This window comes from Bradyrhizobium sp. Kon10, from assembly GCF_055807395.1.
This window is the reverse complement of record NZ_JBVVOZ010000001.1, coordinates 136,629-152,924: the sequence shown is the minus strand read 5'-3', so window position 1 is coordinate 152,924 and position 16,296 is coordinate 136,629. Positions and strand designations below refer to the sequence as shown.

Here is a 16,296-nt window from a genome sequence, read left to right as displayed (position 1 = left end):
GAGGGTGCCTCCGCGGAGAGACTCCCAACGAGGAGCGAGCCCTCACCCGGCGCTACGCGCCGACCTCTCCCGCAAGCGGGAGAGGTTCGCAAACCCGCAAGCCGGTGGGTCAACCTGATATTGTTCCGTACCAGATCGTGACCACGGGGACGTTAATGCCCATCGCCGACAAGCTCGTGTTGCAACGCCAGCGCCACCTGAAATGGCGGTCGCTCGACTGGCTCGAGCTGGGGCTGATGATCCTCTGTGGCGTGCTGTGCTTCGGCTTCTCGCTGTCGGTCACCGCCGACATCGTCACCCGCACCATCGGCCATCCCTGGCTGTGGCTGCAGGAAGTCACCTCGACGTTGTTTATCTACGCGATCTTCATCGGGACCGCGGCCGCGACCCGGCGCAACGATCATCTCTATCTCACCGCCGTCTCCGAGGCGATGCACGGCACGCCGCGGATCGTCGTCGAGATCATCATTCGCCTGGTCGTGCTCGGCGTCGCCTTCTGCCTGATCTGGTACGGCTACCAGAACTATCTCCGCGGCTTCGGCAGCTTCCGCCTGCCGTCGGGCACGCCGATCGCCTCGCTCTATGCCATCATCCCGCTGTCAGGCGTGCTGATCGGATTGTTCACGATCGAGCAGCTCGTCAACGGCCTGCGCAACGGCTTTGACCATCCGGAGCCGCCGGACGAGGACGCCGCGCCCGCCGTCGCCGACGCCCAGATGAGGGTGCGGCCGTGAGCGCACCCGTCGTCCTTGTGTTGATGTCGGTCTGCTTCCTGTCGTTCGGCTATCTCGGCGTGCCCGTGCCGTTCTCGCTGATGGCCGGCGTCTTCATCGGCGCGATCCTGTCGGATGTCTCGCTTGCCGCGATCATCCAGAAGATCTTCGACGGCGTCGATTCCGAGGCGCTGCTGGCCATCCCGTTCTTCCTCCTGGTCGGCGAGCTCATGAGCTCCGCGAATGTGGTTGTGCGGATCGCGAATCTCTCGGTGTCGCTGGTCGGGCATATCAGGGGTGGGCTGTCGCAGGTCGTGGTCGTCTTCAGCATGTTCTTCTCGGAGATGTCGGGCTCGACCACCGCCGACGTTGCGGTGATGAGCCGCGCGCTCGGCGGCCCGATGAAGCGCGAGGGCTACGAGCCTGCCTTCATCGCCGCCATCATCGCCTCCGCCTCGACCATTGCGGCACTGGTGCCGCCGAGCATCACCGCCGTTGTCTATGGCGCCGTCGGCAACGTCTCGATCGCCGGCCTGTTTATGGCGGGCGTGGTGCCGGGTCTGATGATCGGCTTCGGGCTGATGATCTATTGCTACTTCTTCGGTCCTTCCGGCTTGCGCAAGCCCCGCGCGCCGTTGCGGCAGGTGGTGTTCGCCGCCGGTGACGCGGCGTTACCCCTGATGATCCCGGTCATTTTGTTGGGCGGCATTCTGACCGGCTGGTTCACGCCAACGGAAGCCGGCGTCGTCGCCGTGGCCTGGATCATCCTCGTTGTGATCCCCGCGCTCAACCGCGGGCATATCAAGAAGATCCCCTATGATTTCTGCCTCGCGGGGCTGATCTTTTCGCTGCCGCTGATCACGATCGGCGCCGCCAACGCCTTCGGCTGGATGCTGGCTTATTTGCGCGGCGCGAGTTACATCGCCGATGTGATCACCTCGATCGCCGGCAACGATCCGCATCTGATCATGCTGCTGATGGTGCTGCTGTTCACCGTGGTCGGAGACTTCATCGAGCCGGTGCCGACCATCATCATCTTCATGCCGCTCGTCAATGCGCTGACCGAGGCCGGCGACATCAATGGCGTGCACATGGGCGTGGTGCTGATCGCGACACTCGCCTTCGGCCTGATCACGCCGCCTTACGGATTGGTGCTGCTGATGGCGTCAAAATTCGTCGGCGTCAGCTTTGCGAAAGCGCTACGCGCGGCGCTGCCGATCTACCTGGTGTTCTTCGCCACGATCGCGTTTGCGATCTACTTCCCGAGCGTTGTGCTGTGGCTGCCGCGCTACGTGCTCCCGGAATCAGTCGGCTGCTTCAAGTCGCCGGCTGGCACGGGGTATATCTGTCCGCATTGAGCGCCGGGGCTACTTGCCCTTGCTGGTGAACTTCTTCACGGCGACGCGGAACTCGTCCGTGTTCATCGCCATGATGATCTTGTGCTCCTCGGCCTCGAGCTGCTGCTTCAGCGGCGTGGTGGCGGCCTGGTCAACCAGCGATTTGGTGCCGGCGATCGCCGCCGGCGGGTTTTGCGCCAGGCGTTCGGCGAACTGCCGCGTCGCGGCCTTCAGCTCGGTGGCAGGAACGATCTTGGCGACGAGGCCCCATTCATGGGCCTGTTGCGCGGTAAAATTGTCTTCGGACAGGAAGATTTGCAGCGCACGGCGGGAGCCGACCGTGCCGACGATACCGACCGTTGAGCCGCCATCCGGCGAGACGCCGATCTTGGCATAGGCCGGCGTGAATTTGGCGTCTTCCGCGGCGATGCAGAGGTCGGTGACGAAGGCGAGGCCCATGCCGGCGCCGGCGGCCGAGCCGTGGACGCTGGACAGCGAAATCTTCGGCATGCGCCGGACCATCTCGATGAAGGCGTGATAGTGCTTGAGCAACTGGCCCACCACCTGCGTCGCCGTGTTGGCCTCGGCGGCGGCGCCGATCGTCTGCAGATCGCCGCCAGCCGAGAAGGCGCGGCCTTCGCCCTCGATCACCAAAACCCTGATTGCGTCGTCGCTTTCGACATAGGAAGCGAGCTGTTCGAGCTTCTGTGCGATCGCGAGATTGATCGAATTGAACGCGGTGGGGCGGTTGAGCGTGATGGTCGCAATCGCGCCGTCGATTCGCAGCAGAGCGGGATCATCGGGTTGGGAGACGGGAGCTGGCATCGGAAAATCCCCGGCATGAGGTGGTTTGCTGCAACTAGATCGCAGAAGGCGCGGGGTGACAATCCCCGGCCGTCAGTGCCCCGCATGCCGCTCTTGCGAAAGCCGGAACGATAGGCTCAAATGGCCCCGCCATCGTTTAGGGACGGACACGAGCGCCGGCTCCTCATCGACGCGGCTAGCAAGCCAAATCAGCAAGAGAGGGGACGACGTGGGTTACACCTGTGTCCAGAAGGCCTGTGTCCACAAACTTTGGCTGTTCCAATGACGGATGATCCGGTGGTCATTGTCGGAGCCGGCCATGGCGGCTATCAGGTCGCGGCATCCCTGCGCCAGGCCGGCTTTTCCGGTCGCATCTGCCTGATCAACGACGAGGCGCATCTGCCGTATCAGCGGCCGCCTTTGTCGAAAGCCTACATCAAGGGATCGGCCGGGCCGGACAGCCTGATGTTCCGGCCGGAGAAATTCTATCACGAGCAGACGATCGATCTGATCGCGGGCCGTGCCGTCTCGATCGACCGCCCGGGGCGAAAAGTCCTGCTCGCGTCGGGCGAGACGCTTCCCTACTGGCATCTCGTGCTGGCGACTGGCGCGCGCAACCGGCTGCTTGATCTGCCGAATGCGAATCTGCCCGACGTGAAATACTTGCGCATTCTCGACGAGAGCGAGGCACTGAGAAACATCCTTCCGTCGAAAACGCGCGCCGTGATCATCGGCGCTGGCTTTATCGGTCTTGAATTCGCGGCGACCGCGCGGATCAAGGGCCTCGAAGTCGACGTGCTCGAGCTTGCTCCGCGCGTGATGGCGCGCGCGGTGACGGCCGAGGTCTCCGAGTATTTTCAGGCGCGGCATCGTGAGGCCGGCATCCGCATTCACCTTGGCGTGCAGGCAACCTCGATCGAGGCTGAGGGTGGCACGGTCACCGGTGTTTCCTTGAGCGACGGCCGGCATCTGCCGGCCGACCTCGTGGTGGTCGGCGTCGGTGTGCTGCCGAACATCGAGCTCGCGGCCGAGGCGGGGCTGCCGGTCGCCGCCGGCATCATCGTCGACGAATATCTCTCGACCTCGGATCCCGACATTTCGGCGATCGGAGATTGCGCGCTGTTCGCGAGTCCGCGCTTCGGTGGATCGCTGCGGGTGGAGTCGGTGCAGAACGCCACCGACCACGCCCGTTGTCTGGCGGCGCGGCTGACCGGCGACAGGAAAATCTATGACAGCCATCCCTGGTTCTGGAGCGATCAGGGTGACGACAAGCTCCAGATCGCCGGGCTCACCACCGGCTACGACCGCGTCGTGCTGCGCGGCGATCCCGCCAGGATGGCGTTCTCGGCGTTCTGCTACAAGGGTGACAGGCTGCTCGGCATCGAGTCCATCAACCGCGCCGGCGATCACATGTTCGGCCGCCGCCTGTTCGGCATGGACCGCTCGATCACCCCGGAGCAGGCGGCGGATGAGAGCTTTGATCTGAAGGGCGCGCTGGCTTGAGTGCTTCTCCCCCGTCTTCCTCCTCTCCCTCTCCCCGTTCTTACGGGGAGAGGGCGGGGGTGAGGGGCTGTCTCGGCAAATTAGATGACAGTTGCACTCGCGGGCACTCCCCCTCACCCGGATCGCATCTCGCGATGCGATCCGACCTCTCCCCGCAGGCGTGGCGAGGTGAAGAAAGCGGTCGACGCTATAGAACAGCCGCAACTTCCTCGGCCGTCGGCATCGACGGTCCGGCGCCCATGCGCTGCACGCTGATCGAGGCGGCGACGTTTGCGAAGGCGAGGGCGGCGCGCAAAGCCACACCCTCGGCCAGTTGTGCCGCGAGCGCGCCCACAAAACAATCGCCGGCGCCGGTGGTGTCGACGGCCTTCACCACGCGGCCGGGAACCGATAATTCCTCGCGTTCGGCGAGCGCGAGCACGCCGCGTTTGCCGAGCGTGACGCAGATGGTCTGGTTCCCCCGCGCCTGGAGTTCTCGCGCGACGCCGATGATCCCGGCGGCCTCGTCGCTGTCTGACAGCTCGGTGCCGGCGAGCAAGCCAAGCTCGGTCTCGTTCAGCACGAGGATGTCGACCAGTGCGAGCAGCTCGCTGGACATTTTCTGCGCCGGCGCCGGATTGAGCAACGTTGTGGCCCCAGCGGCGCGAGCGCGTTGAAAGAATGCGGCAATGGTCGGCAGCGGGATCTCGAACTGGCTGACGGCGACATCGCCCTTCGCCAGTGGAACGTCCGCGACGTCATCAGCGCTGACCAGCGCATTGCTTCCGGGGATGACGACGATGGTGTTGTCGGCTTCCGCCACCGTGATGATGGCCGTGCCGGTGTGCGCCTCGGCGGTGTCCTTAATGGAGCCGAGGTCGACACCCTGAGCCGCGAGGAAAGTCTTCAGCTCCGCGCCGAAGGAATCCTTGCCCAGCCGGCCTATCAGCGTGGTGCTGGCGCCGAGCCGCGACGCCGCAACGGCCTGGTTCGCTCCCTTGCCGCCCGGAAAATACAGCACCTGCTTGCCGGCGACGGTCTCGCCGACCTTGGGATGGCGATCGGCGGTCGCCACCACATCCATGTTGATGCTGCCGGCGACGAAGACGCGCCCCATAACAAACCTCAGATGAGAGACCCCGGTGAAGGCTAGACCCTGACCTCGAACTCGTGCCTGACCTTGGCGATGTCGACAAGGGTCGGCAATCCCGCCTCGTTGCCGAGGCGCTGAATCTTGAAGGTCGAGGCGGCCCGCGCAAAGTCGAAATGCTCGCGCCAGCTTTTGCCGGGATGGGCCAGATAGGAATAGACATAGGCGCCATGAAACACGTCGCCGGCGCCATTGGTGTCGATCACCCGCTCGCGCGGGATCGGCATGGCCGGCATGATCTCGACCGTGCCGGTCTCGTTGTACCAGAGCAGGCCCTTCTCGCCCATGGTGATGCCGCCGATCTTGCAGCCGCGGCTCTTGAGGTATTCCAGCATCTTATCCGGCGTCAGATCCATCTGCTCGCACAGCCGCTCGGCCACGATCGCGACGTCGATGAATTCCAGCAGCTCATGCGTGTTGGTGCGCAGGCCGCCGCCGTCCAGCGAGGTCAAGATGCCGGCCTCGCGGCACACCTTGGCGTAGTGGATCGCGGCATCGGGCTGGTGGCCATCGATGTGCAGCGCCCGGCAGCCGCCGAGATTGAGCATCGGGAACGGATGGATGTGGTCATCGTCGCGGCAGCGCACGATGGCGCGCTTGCCGTCCTTGGGCATGATGAAGGACAGCGACGACTGGTTCACCTTCCGGCCATGCAGCGAGATGCCGTATTTCGCGCACATGTCCATGAACATGCGGCCGAGCCAGTCATTGGCTGCGGTTGCGATCAGATCGGGCACGATGCCGAGCTTGGCGCAGCAGAACGCCGCCGTCACCGCATTGCCGCCGAAGGAAACCGCATAGTCCGAGGCCACGTGCTTCTCGTCGCCGGTCGGCATGTGGTCGGTGATGAAGACGACGTCGATATAGGTCTGTCCGATAAAGAGAGCCTGCATTGCTTGTCCGTGATGCGCTTTGTGGTCTTGGCCGGCGGGTTACTCTAGCACCGGTTCCGCGCTGGAGACGCTGAAATTATTCGCAAAATTGTCACGAGGCGCTTGAGGTCGATAGGGTGCCGGAATACGACCATCACAGGGCAATGCCAAGCCCGGACAAATGCCGTGTTTCGGCCGGTTGTTCCAGGTCCAGAAAAGGGGAAAATATGATCACCGGCCTCGATCACGTCGTCGCTCTGGTCCAGGACATCGGTGCGGCCAAGGCGGCCTACCAGACGCTGCTGGGGCGCGCGCCGGCCTGGCAGAACTCCGGCGAGGGCGCCGATCGCGTGCTGTTCACGCTTGCGAATATGACGATCGAGCTGATGGCGCCGAGTGGTGTCGGCGTGGCCGCCGACCGGATGCGCGCGGTGCTCGACGACGGCGAGGGCGTGCTCGCCAGCCTGTGCTTTCGTGTCGCTGACATCGGCAAGATGCACCGGCGGCTCGATCGGGTGGCGCTCAAGCCGGATCCGATCGCCGAGGTCGAAAGCAGCGATGCTGCGACCGGCGCGGTGCTGCACTGGAAGCGCACGCGCGCCGCGACGGAGTTCGCGCGCGGCGTGCGCATGTTTTTCCTCGAGCTTGCCGGCGAGCGCCCGCTCTCCGCGGCGACCGACGTCGCGCCGATCGATGGCCTCGATCACGTCGTGATCACCACGGAAGATTCCGATCGTGCAGCGGCGCTCTATGGCGCGCGGCTCGGGCTCGATCTGGCCCTCGATCGCTCGCACCAGGACTGGGGCCAGCTGATGTTCTTCCGCTGCGGCGACCTCGTCGTCGAACTGGTGCGCCGTCCCGTGGCCGGTGGCGATTCCAATCACGACCGTCTCTGGGGCCTGAGCTGGCGGGTCGCCGACATCGACGCGACCCGTGCTCGCCTGATCGCGAGCGGACTCGACGTCAGCGAAGTGCGCAACGGCCGCAAGCCGGGCACGCGGATCATGACAGTCAGGAACGGCACCTGCGGGATCCAGACCGTGCTGCTGGAGCGTTCGCCGAAGCCGGTGGTGTAGGCTCCACTCTCACCAGCCGTCATTGCGAGCGAAGCGATCCAGACTGTTTCCGTAGTGCGATTCTGGATTGCTTCGTCGCAAGGGCTCCTCGCAATGACGAAACTATGAGGCGAGCCGCATCCATGATAAAGCCGATCCCGACGAGTGACAGCGAGCGACCGGTTTGGCCAAGGCAAAGCGAACTCTGACATGGCAGCGCGATCCCGAAGGGATGCGGCTGCGCATTCTCGAGGCCGCCAAGCAGGAGTTTGCGGCGCACGGGCTCGCCGGCGCGCGTGTCGACCGCATCGCGGCGAGCGCCGGCGCCAACAAGCGCATGCTTTATTATCACGTCGGCAACAAGGACGAGCTCTACCTCGCGGTGCTCGAAGGCGCCTATGATAAGATCCGCAGCGAGGAGCGGGGACTTGATCTCGAGCATCTCGATCCGCCCGAGGCGATCCGGCGCCTGATCGAGTTCACCTGGAATTATTTTCTGCGCAACCCGGAATTCCTGTCGCTGCTGCAGACCGAGAACCTCGCGCGGGCAAAGCATCTGAAGCGCTCGACCAAGGTCAAGTCGATGCATTCGCCCTTCGTCGAGATGATTCGCACCGTGGTGCGGCGCGGCGTCGAGAGCGGCGACTTCCAGGTCGCGATCGATCCGGTGCAGCTCTACATTTCGATCGCAGGGCTTTGCTTCTTCTACCTCTCGAATTCGGCCACGTTGAGCGTAATCTTCGGCCGCGATTTGCTGGACAAGAAAGCCAAGGACGAGCGGCTCGCGCACATGGTCGGCCTGGTGCTGGCGGCGCTGACAGGGCGCTCGGCGGAAATGCTGGACGTCGTGAAAGCGCCGAAAAAGCGCGCCGCGGTGGCGCAGACGCTGTAGCGCAGCAGCTTCGCTGTTTCGATTCACGCGATATACCTCCGCGTCGTCCTGGCGAAGGCCAGGACCCATACCGCGTGATGTCTCGTTGGCGTGAGGTCTTAATTCCGAGCGACCAGTGTTCGCCAAAGGTTGCCCTGGGGTAATGGATCCTGGCTTTCGCCGGGACGACACCGAGGATTTGGCGTGGCCTTGATCCCAGAGGCCGCCAAACTCACCCGGAACCGCGCAAAAACGTCACAGGGAAAGCTCTGGACAGTATTTACCCAATCGGTTAATTTCTCCTCAGAACGAACAAGAAGACCGGGAGTGAGACGTGGCTGAATTGAAGCCGCAAAGTGCGCTGTCCAAGATGCTGAATGCGGCCTGGATCCGGCCGTTTCTGTTCCTGGTGTTCATCGTCGTGGCCTGGGATCTCGCGATCCGCATCTTCAAGATCCCCGCCTACCAAATCCCGGCGCCGGCCGACGTCGTCGCGGTGCTGCGCACCGACTGGCCGGAACTGTTGCGACAATCCTGGCCGACGACCTATGCAACCGTCTGCGGTTTCGCGCTCTCGGCGCTGTTCGGCATCCCGATCGCGATGCTGATCGCGGGCTCGAAGACGGTGGAGAGCTACGTCTATCCGCTGCTGGTGTTCTCCCAATCCGTGCCGAAGATCGCGATCGCGCCCTTGTTCGTGGTCTGGTTCGGCTTCGGCATCATTCCAAAAGTGATCTCGGCCTTCCTGCTCGGCTTCTTTCCTGTGGTGGTCTCGGCGGTGCAGGGCTTCAAGTCTGTCGATCCCGACATGGTCGATCTCGCCCGCGCCATGCAGGGCAGCCGGTTCCAGGTGTTCTGCGCGGTGAACCTGCCGCATGCACTGCCTGCGATCTTCTCCGGCCTCAAGGTCTCCGTAACGCTTGCCGTGGTCGGCGCCGTCGTCGGCGAGTTCGTCGGCTCCAATTCCGGCATTGGCTATGTGATGCAGCGCTCGATCGGAACCTTCGACCTGCCGACCATGTTCGCTGCGCTCGTGATTCTGGCGCTGCTCGGCGTCATCCTGTTCTGGATCGTCGACCGGGTCGAGAAGCTGGTCATTCCCTGGCATGTCAGCCAGCGCGAGGACGTGATTTTCGCCTCTTGAATAAAGCAACCAACGGCCGCCAACGGCCGGGCAAAAACGACAAGGGAGAGTGGCAATGAAGCGATGGATAGGAGTTGTGTCGGCGGCGCTGATGATGTTGGCGGCTGCGCCGGCACAGGCGGCCGACAAGGTCGTGCTGATGCTGAACTGGTACGTCTATGGCGAGCACGCGCCGTTCTACTACGGCAAGGCCAAGGGCATCTACGCGGCCGAGGGCATCGACCTCGAGATCCAGGAAGGCCGCGGCTCGGCTGCGACCACGCAGGCCGTTGCCGCCAAGACCGCCGATTTCGGCTATGTCGACGTTCCCACCATGATGCGTGCCGCGATCAAGGGCGCGCCCGTGATCGCGACCGGCGTGCTGCTCCAGACCAGCCCGATGTCGGTCATGGGTTTGGTCGACAAGAACATCAGGAAGCCCGAGGACATCAAGGGCAAGACGGTGGCGATCACACCGGCGGATTCCATGACCCAGATCTGGCCGCTGTTCCTGAAGAAGACCGGCCTGAAGGAGAGCGACTTCAATACCGTCGCCGGCGACGGCCAGACCAAGCTCAACGCCGTCATCAACGGCCAGGCTGATCTCTTGCTTGGCTACGTCATGGACCAGTCGATGAAGATCAAGGACGCCACCGGCAAGGACGTCTATCCGATCAAGTTTGCCGACTACGGCATCAACATGGTCTCTTCCGGCATCATCGCCAACTCCGACTATGTGAAGGCCAATGCCGATCTCGTTCGCCGCTTCATGTCGGCGACGACCAAGGCCGTCGAGGCTGCGGAGAAGGAGCCGAAAGCGGCGGCGCAGTCGATCCTCGATGCCAACCCGAAGGGTGGCAAGATCGACACGCTGACGCAGGGCTTTGAGCTGACCATTCCGCTCTATCGGACGCCCGAGACCAAGGGCAAGCGGCCGTTCCAGGTCACCGATCAGAACATGACCGACAGCGTCAACCTGATGGTCGAATATGGCGGACTTGATGCCAAGGCCAAGCAGAACCCGAAGGCCTTCTACACCAATGATTATCTGCCGAAGAGTGGCACGTGAGCCAAGCACTGTCGTTCCGGGATGGTCCGAAGGACCAGACCCGGAATCTCGAGATTCCGGGTTCGCCCTCCAGGCACCCCGGAATGACGCATCATATCGTTGAGCGGGCTTGATCGAATGAACCCAGCAACAAGGACGGCTGAGGTGCAGCCGGCCGCGCATTTGAGATTGGTGAGCGACCGCGCCGCGGGCGAGGCGTCGGGCATCACCCTGTCCGGCGTGTCGAAGACCTACCGGACGCGCGACGGCGACGTGCCGTCGCTGCGGCCGCTGGATTTTCACATCAACGACGGCGAGTTCTTCGTCGTGGTCGGCCCGTCCGGCTGCGGCAAGTCCACGCTGCTCAAGCTGATCTCCGGGCTGTTGCCGCCGACATCGGGCGAGATTCTGGTCGAGGGCGAGAAGGTGACGTCACCGCACGGCAATGTCGGCATCGTGTTCCAGAACGCGCTGCTGCTGCCCTGGCGAAACATCCTGTCGAATGTGATGCTGCCGATCGACATGAAGCGTCTCGCCCGGGATGAATATCTCGCTCGCGCCAAGGCGCTGCTGAAGCTGGTTGGCCTCGAAGGATTTGAGAAGAAGCTGCCCTGGCAGCTCTCCGGCGGCATGCAGCAGCGCGCCTCGATCTGCCGCGCGCTGGTGCATGATCCCAGGATCATGCTGATGGACGAGCCGTTCGGCGCGCTCGATGCGCTGACGCGCGAGCGCATGAACGTCGAATTGATGCGGATTCAGCGCGAGACGAAGAAGACCGTGCTGCTGATCACGCATTCCATTCCCGAGGCCGTATTCCTCGCCGACCGCGTGCTGGTCATGACCGAGCGCCCCGGTGCGGTCGCCGCGATCTACGACGTGCCGCTGCCGCGCCCGCGTTCGCTCGACGTGATGGCCGATCCTGTCTTCACCGAGCTCGTGCAACGCATCCGCAAGCATTTTTTCTCGCAAGGGGCGCTGGATTAGGGGCGATGATGTTTCCTCTAATCGCGACCACAAGCACAGTGCGCTCCCTCCCTCGCCTGCGGGGGAGGGTCGGGGAGAGGGTGTCTCCGCAATGGGACACTCCCCCAGAGGAGAAAACCCTCACCCGGCGCGGGACGATGCTTTGCATCGCCCGGAACGCGCCGACCTCTCCCGCAAGCGGGAGAGGTGCACCGTCAGCGCGGCGTGACCGGCTTCCGACAACTTCATTCTCGGTAACACCATGCCGCCGCGCCTGAAGCTGCGAGATATCGCCTTCTTCGAACGTCCCGTGGATTTCGCGCGGCCGTTCCGCTTTGGCGCGGTTACCATCAACGCGACGCCGCAGCTGTTCGTGCGGGTCGAGATCGAGGTCGAGGGCAAAGGGACGGCAATCGGCGCCAGCGCGGAGCTGCTGGTGCCAAAATGGTTCGACAAGAGGCCGGAGCTTTCGCCGGCGCAGACCGTCAATGGGCTGCGCCGCTCGCTCGCGATCGCGCGCGGGCTTTATCTGGCGCGGACCGAATTCCTGACGGCGTTCGATTTGCATGCGTCCTGCATCGGTGCTCAGGTCGCGACCTGCGCCAAAAACAACATTCCGTCGCTGGCCGCGGCCTATGGCCCGGCGGAGATCGACAAGGCGGTGCTCGATGCGCTGCTGCGCGCTGCAGAGACCAACTTCTTCGACGGGATGGCCGGAAATATCGCCGGCATCGATGCGCGGCTTTCGCCCGATCTGAAGGCGGCTGAGATCGCGCAGTTTCTTGCAAGCCGAAAGCCGCTGGCGCGCGTTGCCATCAGGCACACCGTCGGCCTCGATGACACGGTTGAAAGGGAGGGCGGTGTCGCCGATGTACAAGAGAATGCCGGCGCGCGCTATTTCAAACTGAAGCTGTCGGGCGATCCCACGGCCGACGCGGCGCGGCTGGCGCGGATCGGCAAGGAGCTCGGTACGCTCGGACAGGACTACAAGGTGACCCTCGACGCGAACGAGCAGTACGCCGATCTCGCCGCCCTGCGCGCATTGATAGACCGGCTGGATCGCGACGCCGATCTGCGGCCAATCTCGTCGCGCCTGCTCTATGTCGAGCAGCCGATGCCGCGCGACATCACCCGGCAATCGCCGCTCGGCTCGCTCGCGGCGCGCGGCTTCATCATCGACGAAGCCGACGATACCTACGACGCGTTTCCCGCGGCCCGGGCGCTCGGCTATCACGGCATCTCCTCGAAATCCTGCAAAGGGCTTTACAAGTCCATCGTCAACGCGACGCGCGCGGCGAAATGGAGCGTGAGTGGTGAGAAGTTCTTCGTGACCGGAGAGGACCTGACCTGTCAGGCAGGCCTCGCCGTGCAGCAAGATCTCGCGCTCGGCGCCTTCATCGGCATCACCCACGCCGAGCGTAACGGCCACCACTATGTCGACGGCTTCGGCGACACCCCCGCGGCCGAGGCACAGGCCTTCGCGGCCGCGCATCCTGATCTCTATGCCGATGCCGGCCAAGGCATCCGGCTCAATATCCATGACGGCGATCTCCTGACGGGATCGCTTCACAGCACGGGCTTTGCGACGTCGGTCCATCCGAATTGGTCGGCGCTTCGTCCGCTCGAACAGCCACAATCACTCTGGGAGCAATCGGCATGACCACCCAACGCCTCGGCCTCATCATGAACGGCGTCACCGGCCGCATGGGCCTCAACCAACATCTGATCCGCTCGATCGTCGCGATCCGCGAGCAGGGCGGCGTCCGCTTGAAGAACGGCGACCGCGTGATGCCGGACCCGATCCTGGTCGGCCGCAGCGCCGAGAAGGTCGAGGCGCTGGCCAAGCGCTACAACGTCACGCGCTGGACCACGGATCTCGATGCGGCCCTCGCAGACAAGAACGACACCATGTTCTTCGACGCCGCGACCACGCAGGCGCGCCCCGGGCTGCTGACCCAGGCCATCAATGCCGGCAAGCACGTTTATTGCGAGAAGCCGATCGCGACCAACTTCGAGGCCGCGCTCGAGGTCGTCAAGCTCGCCAATTCCAAGGGCATCAAGCACGGCACGGTGCAGGACAAGCTGTTCCTGCCCGGCCTGAAGAAGATTGCCTTCCTGCGCGACTCCGGCTTCTTCGGCCGCATCCTCTCGGTGCGCGGCGAGTTCGGCTATTGGGTGTTCGAAGGTGGCTGGCAGGAGGCGCAGCGGCCGTCATGGAATTATCGCGACGAGGACGGCGGCGGCATCATCCTCGACATGGTTTGCCATTGGCGCTACGTGCTCGACAATCTCTTCGGCGAAGTCGAGAGCGTGAGCTGCATCGGCAACACCGACATCCCCGAGCGTTTCGACGAGCAGGGCAAGAAGTACAAGGCGACGGCCGACGACTCCGCCTATGCCACGTTCCAGCTCAAGGGCGGCGCCATCGCGCATATCAACATGTCCTGGGTCACGCGCGTTTATCGCGACGACCTCGTCACCTTCCAGGTCGACGGCACGCTCGGCTCGGCGGTTGCGGGCCTCTCCGACTGCATGATCCAGGCGCGGCAGGCGACGCCCCGGCCGGTGTGGAATCCCGACGAGAAGCGGCTGCACGATTTCTATGCCGACTGGCAGAAACTGCCCGACAACGTCACCTACGACAACGGCTTTAGGGAGCAATGGGAGATGTTCATTCGTCACGTCTACGAGGATGCACCTTACAAGTTCACGCTGCTCGAAGGCGTCAAGGGCGTGCAGCTCGCTGAATGCGCGTTGAAGAGCTGGAAGGAACGGCGCTGGATCGACGTGGCGCCGATCAAGGTCTGAGGAGGAATAATGAACAAGCCGGTCCAGCCGATCTCGTCGTTGTCACTTAAGCTGCCGAAAGCCGATCGCTCGATCGAGACCTACCGGCTCGCGACGTCGCGAACGTTTCCCGCAAAGCTCGAGGGGCCGCTGAACCGCATCGCGTTCTCGGCCGTTCACACCGTGACTGATCCCTTCGCCGACAACGATCCCTGGCTCTCCGCCGCCGTCGACTGGGACAAGACCATCGCCTTCCGCGAGCACGTCTGGGATCTCGGCCTCGGTGTCGCCGAAGCCATGGACACCGCGCAGCGCGGCATGGGGCTGGATTGGCCGACCTCGCTAGAGCTGATCACGCGCTCGGTCGGCGCCGCGAAGCGTCGCAACGCGCTGGTGTTCTCGGGCGCCGGCACTGATCATCTTGCCGTCGAGGATGCCAGGAACCTCAATGACGTGATCCGCGCCTACGAGGAGCAGATCTCGGCGGTCGAGAAGGTCGGCGGCCGCATCATTCTTATGGCGTCGCGCGCGCTGGCAAAGCTCGGCCGCAACACCGACGATTACGCAAAAGTCTACGACCGCGTGCTGTCGCAGGTCCGCGAGCCCGTGATCATCCACTGGCTCGGCGACATGTTCGATCCGGCGCTGACGGGATATTGGGGCACCAAAGATCTCGACGAGGCGATGGACATTGCGGTGGCCGTCATCAATAGCAACGCCGCCAAGGTCGATGGCGTCAAGGTCTCGCTGCTCGACAAGCAGCGCGAGATCGACATGCGCAGGCGTCTCGACAAGCGCATCAAGATGTACACCGGCGATGACTTCAACTACGCGGAGCTGATCGCCGGCGACGAGCAGGGCTTTTCGCACGCGCTGCTGGGCATCTTCGATGCGATCGCGCCGGCGGCGTCCTATGCGCTGTCGCGGTTGGCGGCCGGCGACGAAGCCGGGTTCCACGATGTGCTGGGACCGACCGTGCCGCTGTCGCGGCATATCTTCAAGGCGCCGACGCGCTTCTACAAGACGGGCGTCGTTTTCATGGCGTACCTCAACGGCCACCAGGATCACTTCACCATGGTCGGCGGCCAGGAGAGCACACGGTCGATGCTGCATCTGGCCGAACTGTTTCGCCTGGCCGACAAGGCCGGCCTGCTCGCCAATCCGGAATTGGCGACGCGGCGGATGAAGGCGGTGCTCTCAACGCATGGGATCGAATCCTGATGCGCGATTTCTCGTCCGACCATCGCTGGCTGTCGCTGAACACGGCGACAGTCCGCAAGCAGGGTGACCTCGTCGGAATCATCGACGCCTGCGCAAAGCACGGCATCCGTGCCATCGACCCCTGGCGCGACCAGGTCGCTTCCGTCGGTCTCGGCCGCGCCGCGCGCGCCGTGCGCGATGCCGGCCTCGAGCTATCCGGTTATTGCCGCGGCGGCATGTTCCCCTCGGACCGGTCGCGCCGCACCGAAGTCCGCGACGACAACCGCCGCTGCGTCGACGAAGCCAAGGCCCTGGGCGCGCCCTGCATCGTTCTGGTCGTCGGCGGCCTGCCGCAATATTCCCGGCCGGGCAGCGAGGCGTCGAAGGACATCGTGGCCGCGCGCGGGCAGGTCGAGGAAGCGCTGGCGGAAATGCTCGATTATGCCAGGCAGGCAAAGCTGCCGCTGGCGATCGAGCCGTTGCATCCGGCCTATGCGGCGGACCGCGCCTGCGTGAACACGACAAAGCAGGCGCTCGACATCTGCGACCGGCTCGACCCCGGCCGCACCGGCGCGCTCGGCGTCGCGCTCGACGTCTATCACATCTGGTGGGACCCGGAGCTGATGGGCCAGATCGCGCGCGCCGGCAAGGATCGCCTGCTCGCCTTTCACGTCTGCGACTGGCTGGTGCCGACCAGGGACATCCTCAACGATCGCGGCATGATGGGCGACGGCATCATCGACATCAAATCAGCGCGCGCTGAGGTCGAAGCGCAGGGCTACGCCGGCTATTGCGAGATCGAGATCTTCTCCAACGATTGGTGGGACAAGCCGATGGACGAGGTGCTGCGCACTTGCATCGAGCGGCACAGGACGGTGGTGTAGTTCCGCG

At 64.0% G+C, this 16,296-nt stretch carries 15 protein-coding genes; 12 read left to right on the top strand and 3 right to left on the bottom strand.

Annotated features, from left to right (window positions below; translation table 11 throughout):
• Positions 1–155: 155 nt before the first annotated feature.
• Together AC0L2O_RS00700 and AC0L2O_RS00695 are read left to right on the top strand one after the other, a co-directional pair.
• Entirely contained in the window at positions 156–734 is a 579-nt protein-coding gene (locus AC0L2O_RS00700) for a TRAP transporter small permease (RefSeq protein ID WP_473368334.1), read from the top strand.
• Positions 731–2,071, top strand: coding sequence for a TRAP transporter large permease (locus tag AC0L2O_RS00695; RefSeq protein ID WP_369725491.1), 1,341 nt, complete (start codon positions 731–733; stop codon positions 2,069–2,071). The genes AC0L2O_RS00700 and AC0L2O_RS00695 overlap by 4 nt, the downstream gene beginning before the upstream one ends.
• Positions 2,072–2,080: 9 nt before the next feature.
• Here AC0L2O_RS00695 and AC0L2O_RS00690 read toward each other — a convergent pair whose 3' ends face one another.
• Positions 2,081–2,875 (bottom strand): enoyl-CoA hydratase/isomerase family protein, encoded by a 795-nt coding sequence (locus tag AC0L2O_RS00690; RefSeq protein ID WP_473368333.1) that lies wholly within the window; start codon positions 2,873–2,875, stop codon positions 2,081–2,083.
• Positions 2,876–3,136: 261 nt separating this feature from the next.
• Between AC0L2O_RS00690 and AC0L2O_RS00685 the strand changes: the two genes are divergently transcribed.
• Complete coding sequence (locus AC0L2O_RS00685; RefSeq protein WP_473368332.1) at positions 3,137–4,357, top strand: NAD(P)/FAD-dependent oxidoreductase; 1,221 nt, start codon at positions 3,137–3,139, stop codon at positions 4,355–4,357.
• A 187-nt stretch (positions 4,358–4,544) separates the two neighbouring features.
• Here the strand turns inward: AC0L2O_RS00685 and rbsK are convergent, their stop codons facing one another.
• Positions 4,545–5,453 (bottom strand): ribokinase, encoded by a 909-nt coding sequence (gene rbsK / locus AC0L2O_RS00680; RefSeq protein WP_473368331.1) that lies wholly within the window; start codon positions 5,451–5,453, stop codon positions 4,545–4,547.
• A gap of 32 nt (positions 5,454–5,485) precedes the next feature.
• On the bottom strand, positions 5,486–6,379 hold the full coding sequence (locus AC0L2O_RS00675) for a sugar kinase (protein ID WP_369725487.1): 894 nt from the start codon (positions 6,377–6,379) through the stop codon (positions 5,486–5,488).
• A 206-nt stretch (positions 6,380–6,585) separates the two neighbouring features.
• Between AC0L2O_RS00675 and AC0L2O_RS00670 the strand changes: the two genes are divergently transcribed.
• The 9 genes from AC0L2O_RS00670 to AC0L2O_RS00630 all read left to right on the top strand — a co-directional run bounded on the left by AC0L2O_RS00670 (position 6,586) and on the right by AC0L2O_RS00630 (position 16,289).
• A complete protein-coding gene (locus AC0L2O_RS00670) occupies positions 6,586–7,434 on the top strand; it encodes a VOC family protein (protein ID WP_369725485.1) in 849 nt (282 codons plus the stop codon).
• A 163-nt stretch (positions 7,435–7,597) separates the two neighbouring features.
• Positions 7,598–8,305, top strand: coding sequence for a TetR family transcriptional regulator (locus AC0L2O_RS00665; protein ID WP_369725484.1), 708 nt, complete (start codon positions 7,598–7,600; stop codon positions 8,303–8,305).
• Positions 8,306–8,618: 313 nt separating this feature from the next.
• A complete protein-coding gene (locus AC0L2O_RS00660; RefSeq protein WP_369725483.1) occupies positions 8,619–9,428 on the top strand; it encodes an ABC transporter permease in 810 nt (269 codons plus the stop codon).
• 55 nt (positions 9,429–9,483) lie between these two features.
• Complete coding sequence (locus tag AC0L2O_RS00655) at positions 9,484–10,476, top strand: ABC transporter substrate-binding protein (RefSeq protein WP_369725481.1); 993 nt, start codon at positions 9,484–9,486, stop codon at positions 10,474–10,476.
• Between the two features lie 117 nt (positions 10,477–10,593).
• Positions 10,594–11,439, top strand: a complete 846-nt coding sequence (locus AC0L2O_RS00650; protein ID WP_369725480.1) for an ABC transporter ATP-binding protein — start codon at positions 10,594–10,596, stop codon at positions 11,437–11,439.
• A gap of 241 nt (positions 11,440–11,680) precedes the next feature.
• Entirely contained in the window at positions 11,681–13,078 is a 1,398-nt protein-coding gene (locus AC0L2O_RS00645; RefSeq protein ID WP_473368330.1) for an enolase-like domain-containing protein, read from the top strand.
• On the top strand, positions 13,075–14,226 hold the full coding sequence (locus AC0L2O_RS00640) for a Gfo/Idh/MocA family protein (protein ID WP_473368329.1): 1,152 nt from the start codon (positions 13,075–13,077) through the stop codon (positions 14,224–14,226). Before AC0L2O_RS00645 ends, AC0L2O_RS00640 begins: the two co-directional genes overlap by 4 nt.
• A 9-nt stretch (positions 14,227–14,235) precedes the next feature.
• Complete coding sequence (locus AC0L2O_RS00635; RefSeq protein WP_473368328.1) at positions 14,236–15,426, top strand: dihydrodipicolinate synthase family protein; 1,191 nt, start codon at positions 14,236–14,238, stop codon at positions 15,424–15,426.
• Positions 15,426–16,289: a sugar phosphate isomerase/epimerase family protein gene (locus tag AC0L2O_RS00630; protein WP_473368327.1), complete on the top strand. Its 864-nt coding sequence runs from the start codon at positions 15,426–15,428 to the stop codon at positions 16,287–16,289. Before AC0L2O_RS00635 ends, AC0L2O_RS00630 begins: the two co-directional genes overlap by 1 nt.
• Positions 16,290–16,296 lie beyond the last annotated feature (7 nt).

What these genes read in the sequence shown, in the direction of transcription:
- rbsK (WP_473368331.1), bottom strand. Translation starts at nt 5,453, where the DNA reads ATGGGGCGCGTCTTCGTCGCCGGCAGCATCAACATGGATGTGGTGGCG.
- AC0L2O_RS00655 (WP_369725481.1), top strand. Translation starts at nt 9,484, where the DNA reads ATGAAGCGATGGATAGGAGTTGTGTCGGCGGCGCTGATGATGTTGGCG.
- AC0L2O_RS00670 (WP_369725485.1), top strand. Translation starts at nt 6,586, where the DNA reads ATGATCACCGGCCTCGATCACGTCGTCGCTCTGGTCCAGGACATCGGT.
- AC0L2O_RS00635 (WP_473368328.1), top strand. Translation starts at nt 14,236, where the DNA reads ATGAACAAGCCGGTCCAGCCGATCTCGTCGTTGTCACTTAAGCTGCCG.
- AC0L2O_RS00690 (WP_473368333.1), bottom strand. Translation starts at nt 2,875, where the DNA reads ATGCCAGCTCCCGTCTCCCAACCCGATGATCCCGCTCTGCTGCGAATC.
- AC0L2O_RS00650 (WP_369725480.1), top strand. Translation starts at nt 10,594, where the DNA reads ATGAACCCAGCAACAAGGACGGCTGAGGTGCAGCCGGCCGCGCATTTG.
- AC0L2O_RS00685 (WP_473368332.1), top strand. Translation starts at nt 3,137, where the DNA reads ATGACGGATGATCCGGTGGTCATTGTCGGAGCCGGCCATGGCGGCTAT.
- AC0L2O_RS00675 (WP_369725487.1), bottom strand. Translation starts at nt 6,379, where the DNA reads ATGCAGGCTCTCTTTATCGGACAGACCTATATCGACGTCGTCTTCATC.
- AC0L2O_RS00700 (WP_473368334.1), top strand. Translation starts at nt 156, where the DNA reads ATGCCCATCGCCGACAAGCTCGTGTTGCAACGCCAGCGCCACCTGAAA.
- AC0L2O_RS00640 (WP_473368329.1), top strand. Translation starts at nt 13,075, where the DNA reads ATGACCACCCAACGCCTCGGCCTCATCATGAACGGCGTCACCGGCCGC.
- AC0L2O_RS00630 (WP_473368327.1), top strand. Translation starts at nt 15,426, where the DNA reads ATGCGCGATTTCTCGTCCGACCATCGCTGGCTGTCGCTGAACACGGCG.
- AC0L2O_RS00645 (WP_473368330.1), top strand. Translation starts at nt 11,681, where the DNA reads ATGCCGCCGCGCCTGAAGCTGCGAGATATCGCCTTCTTCGAACGTCCC.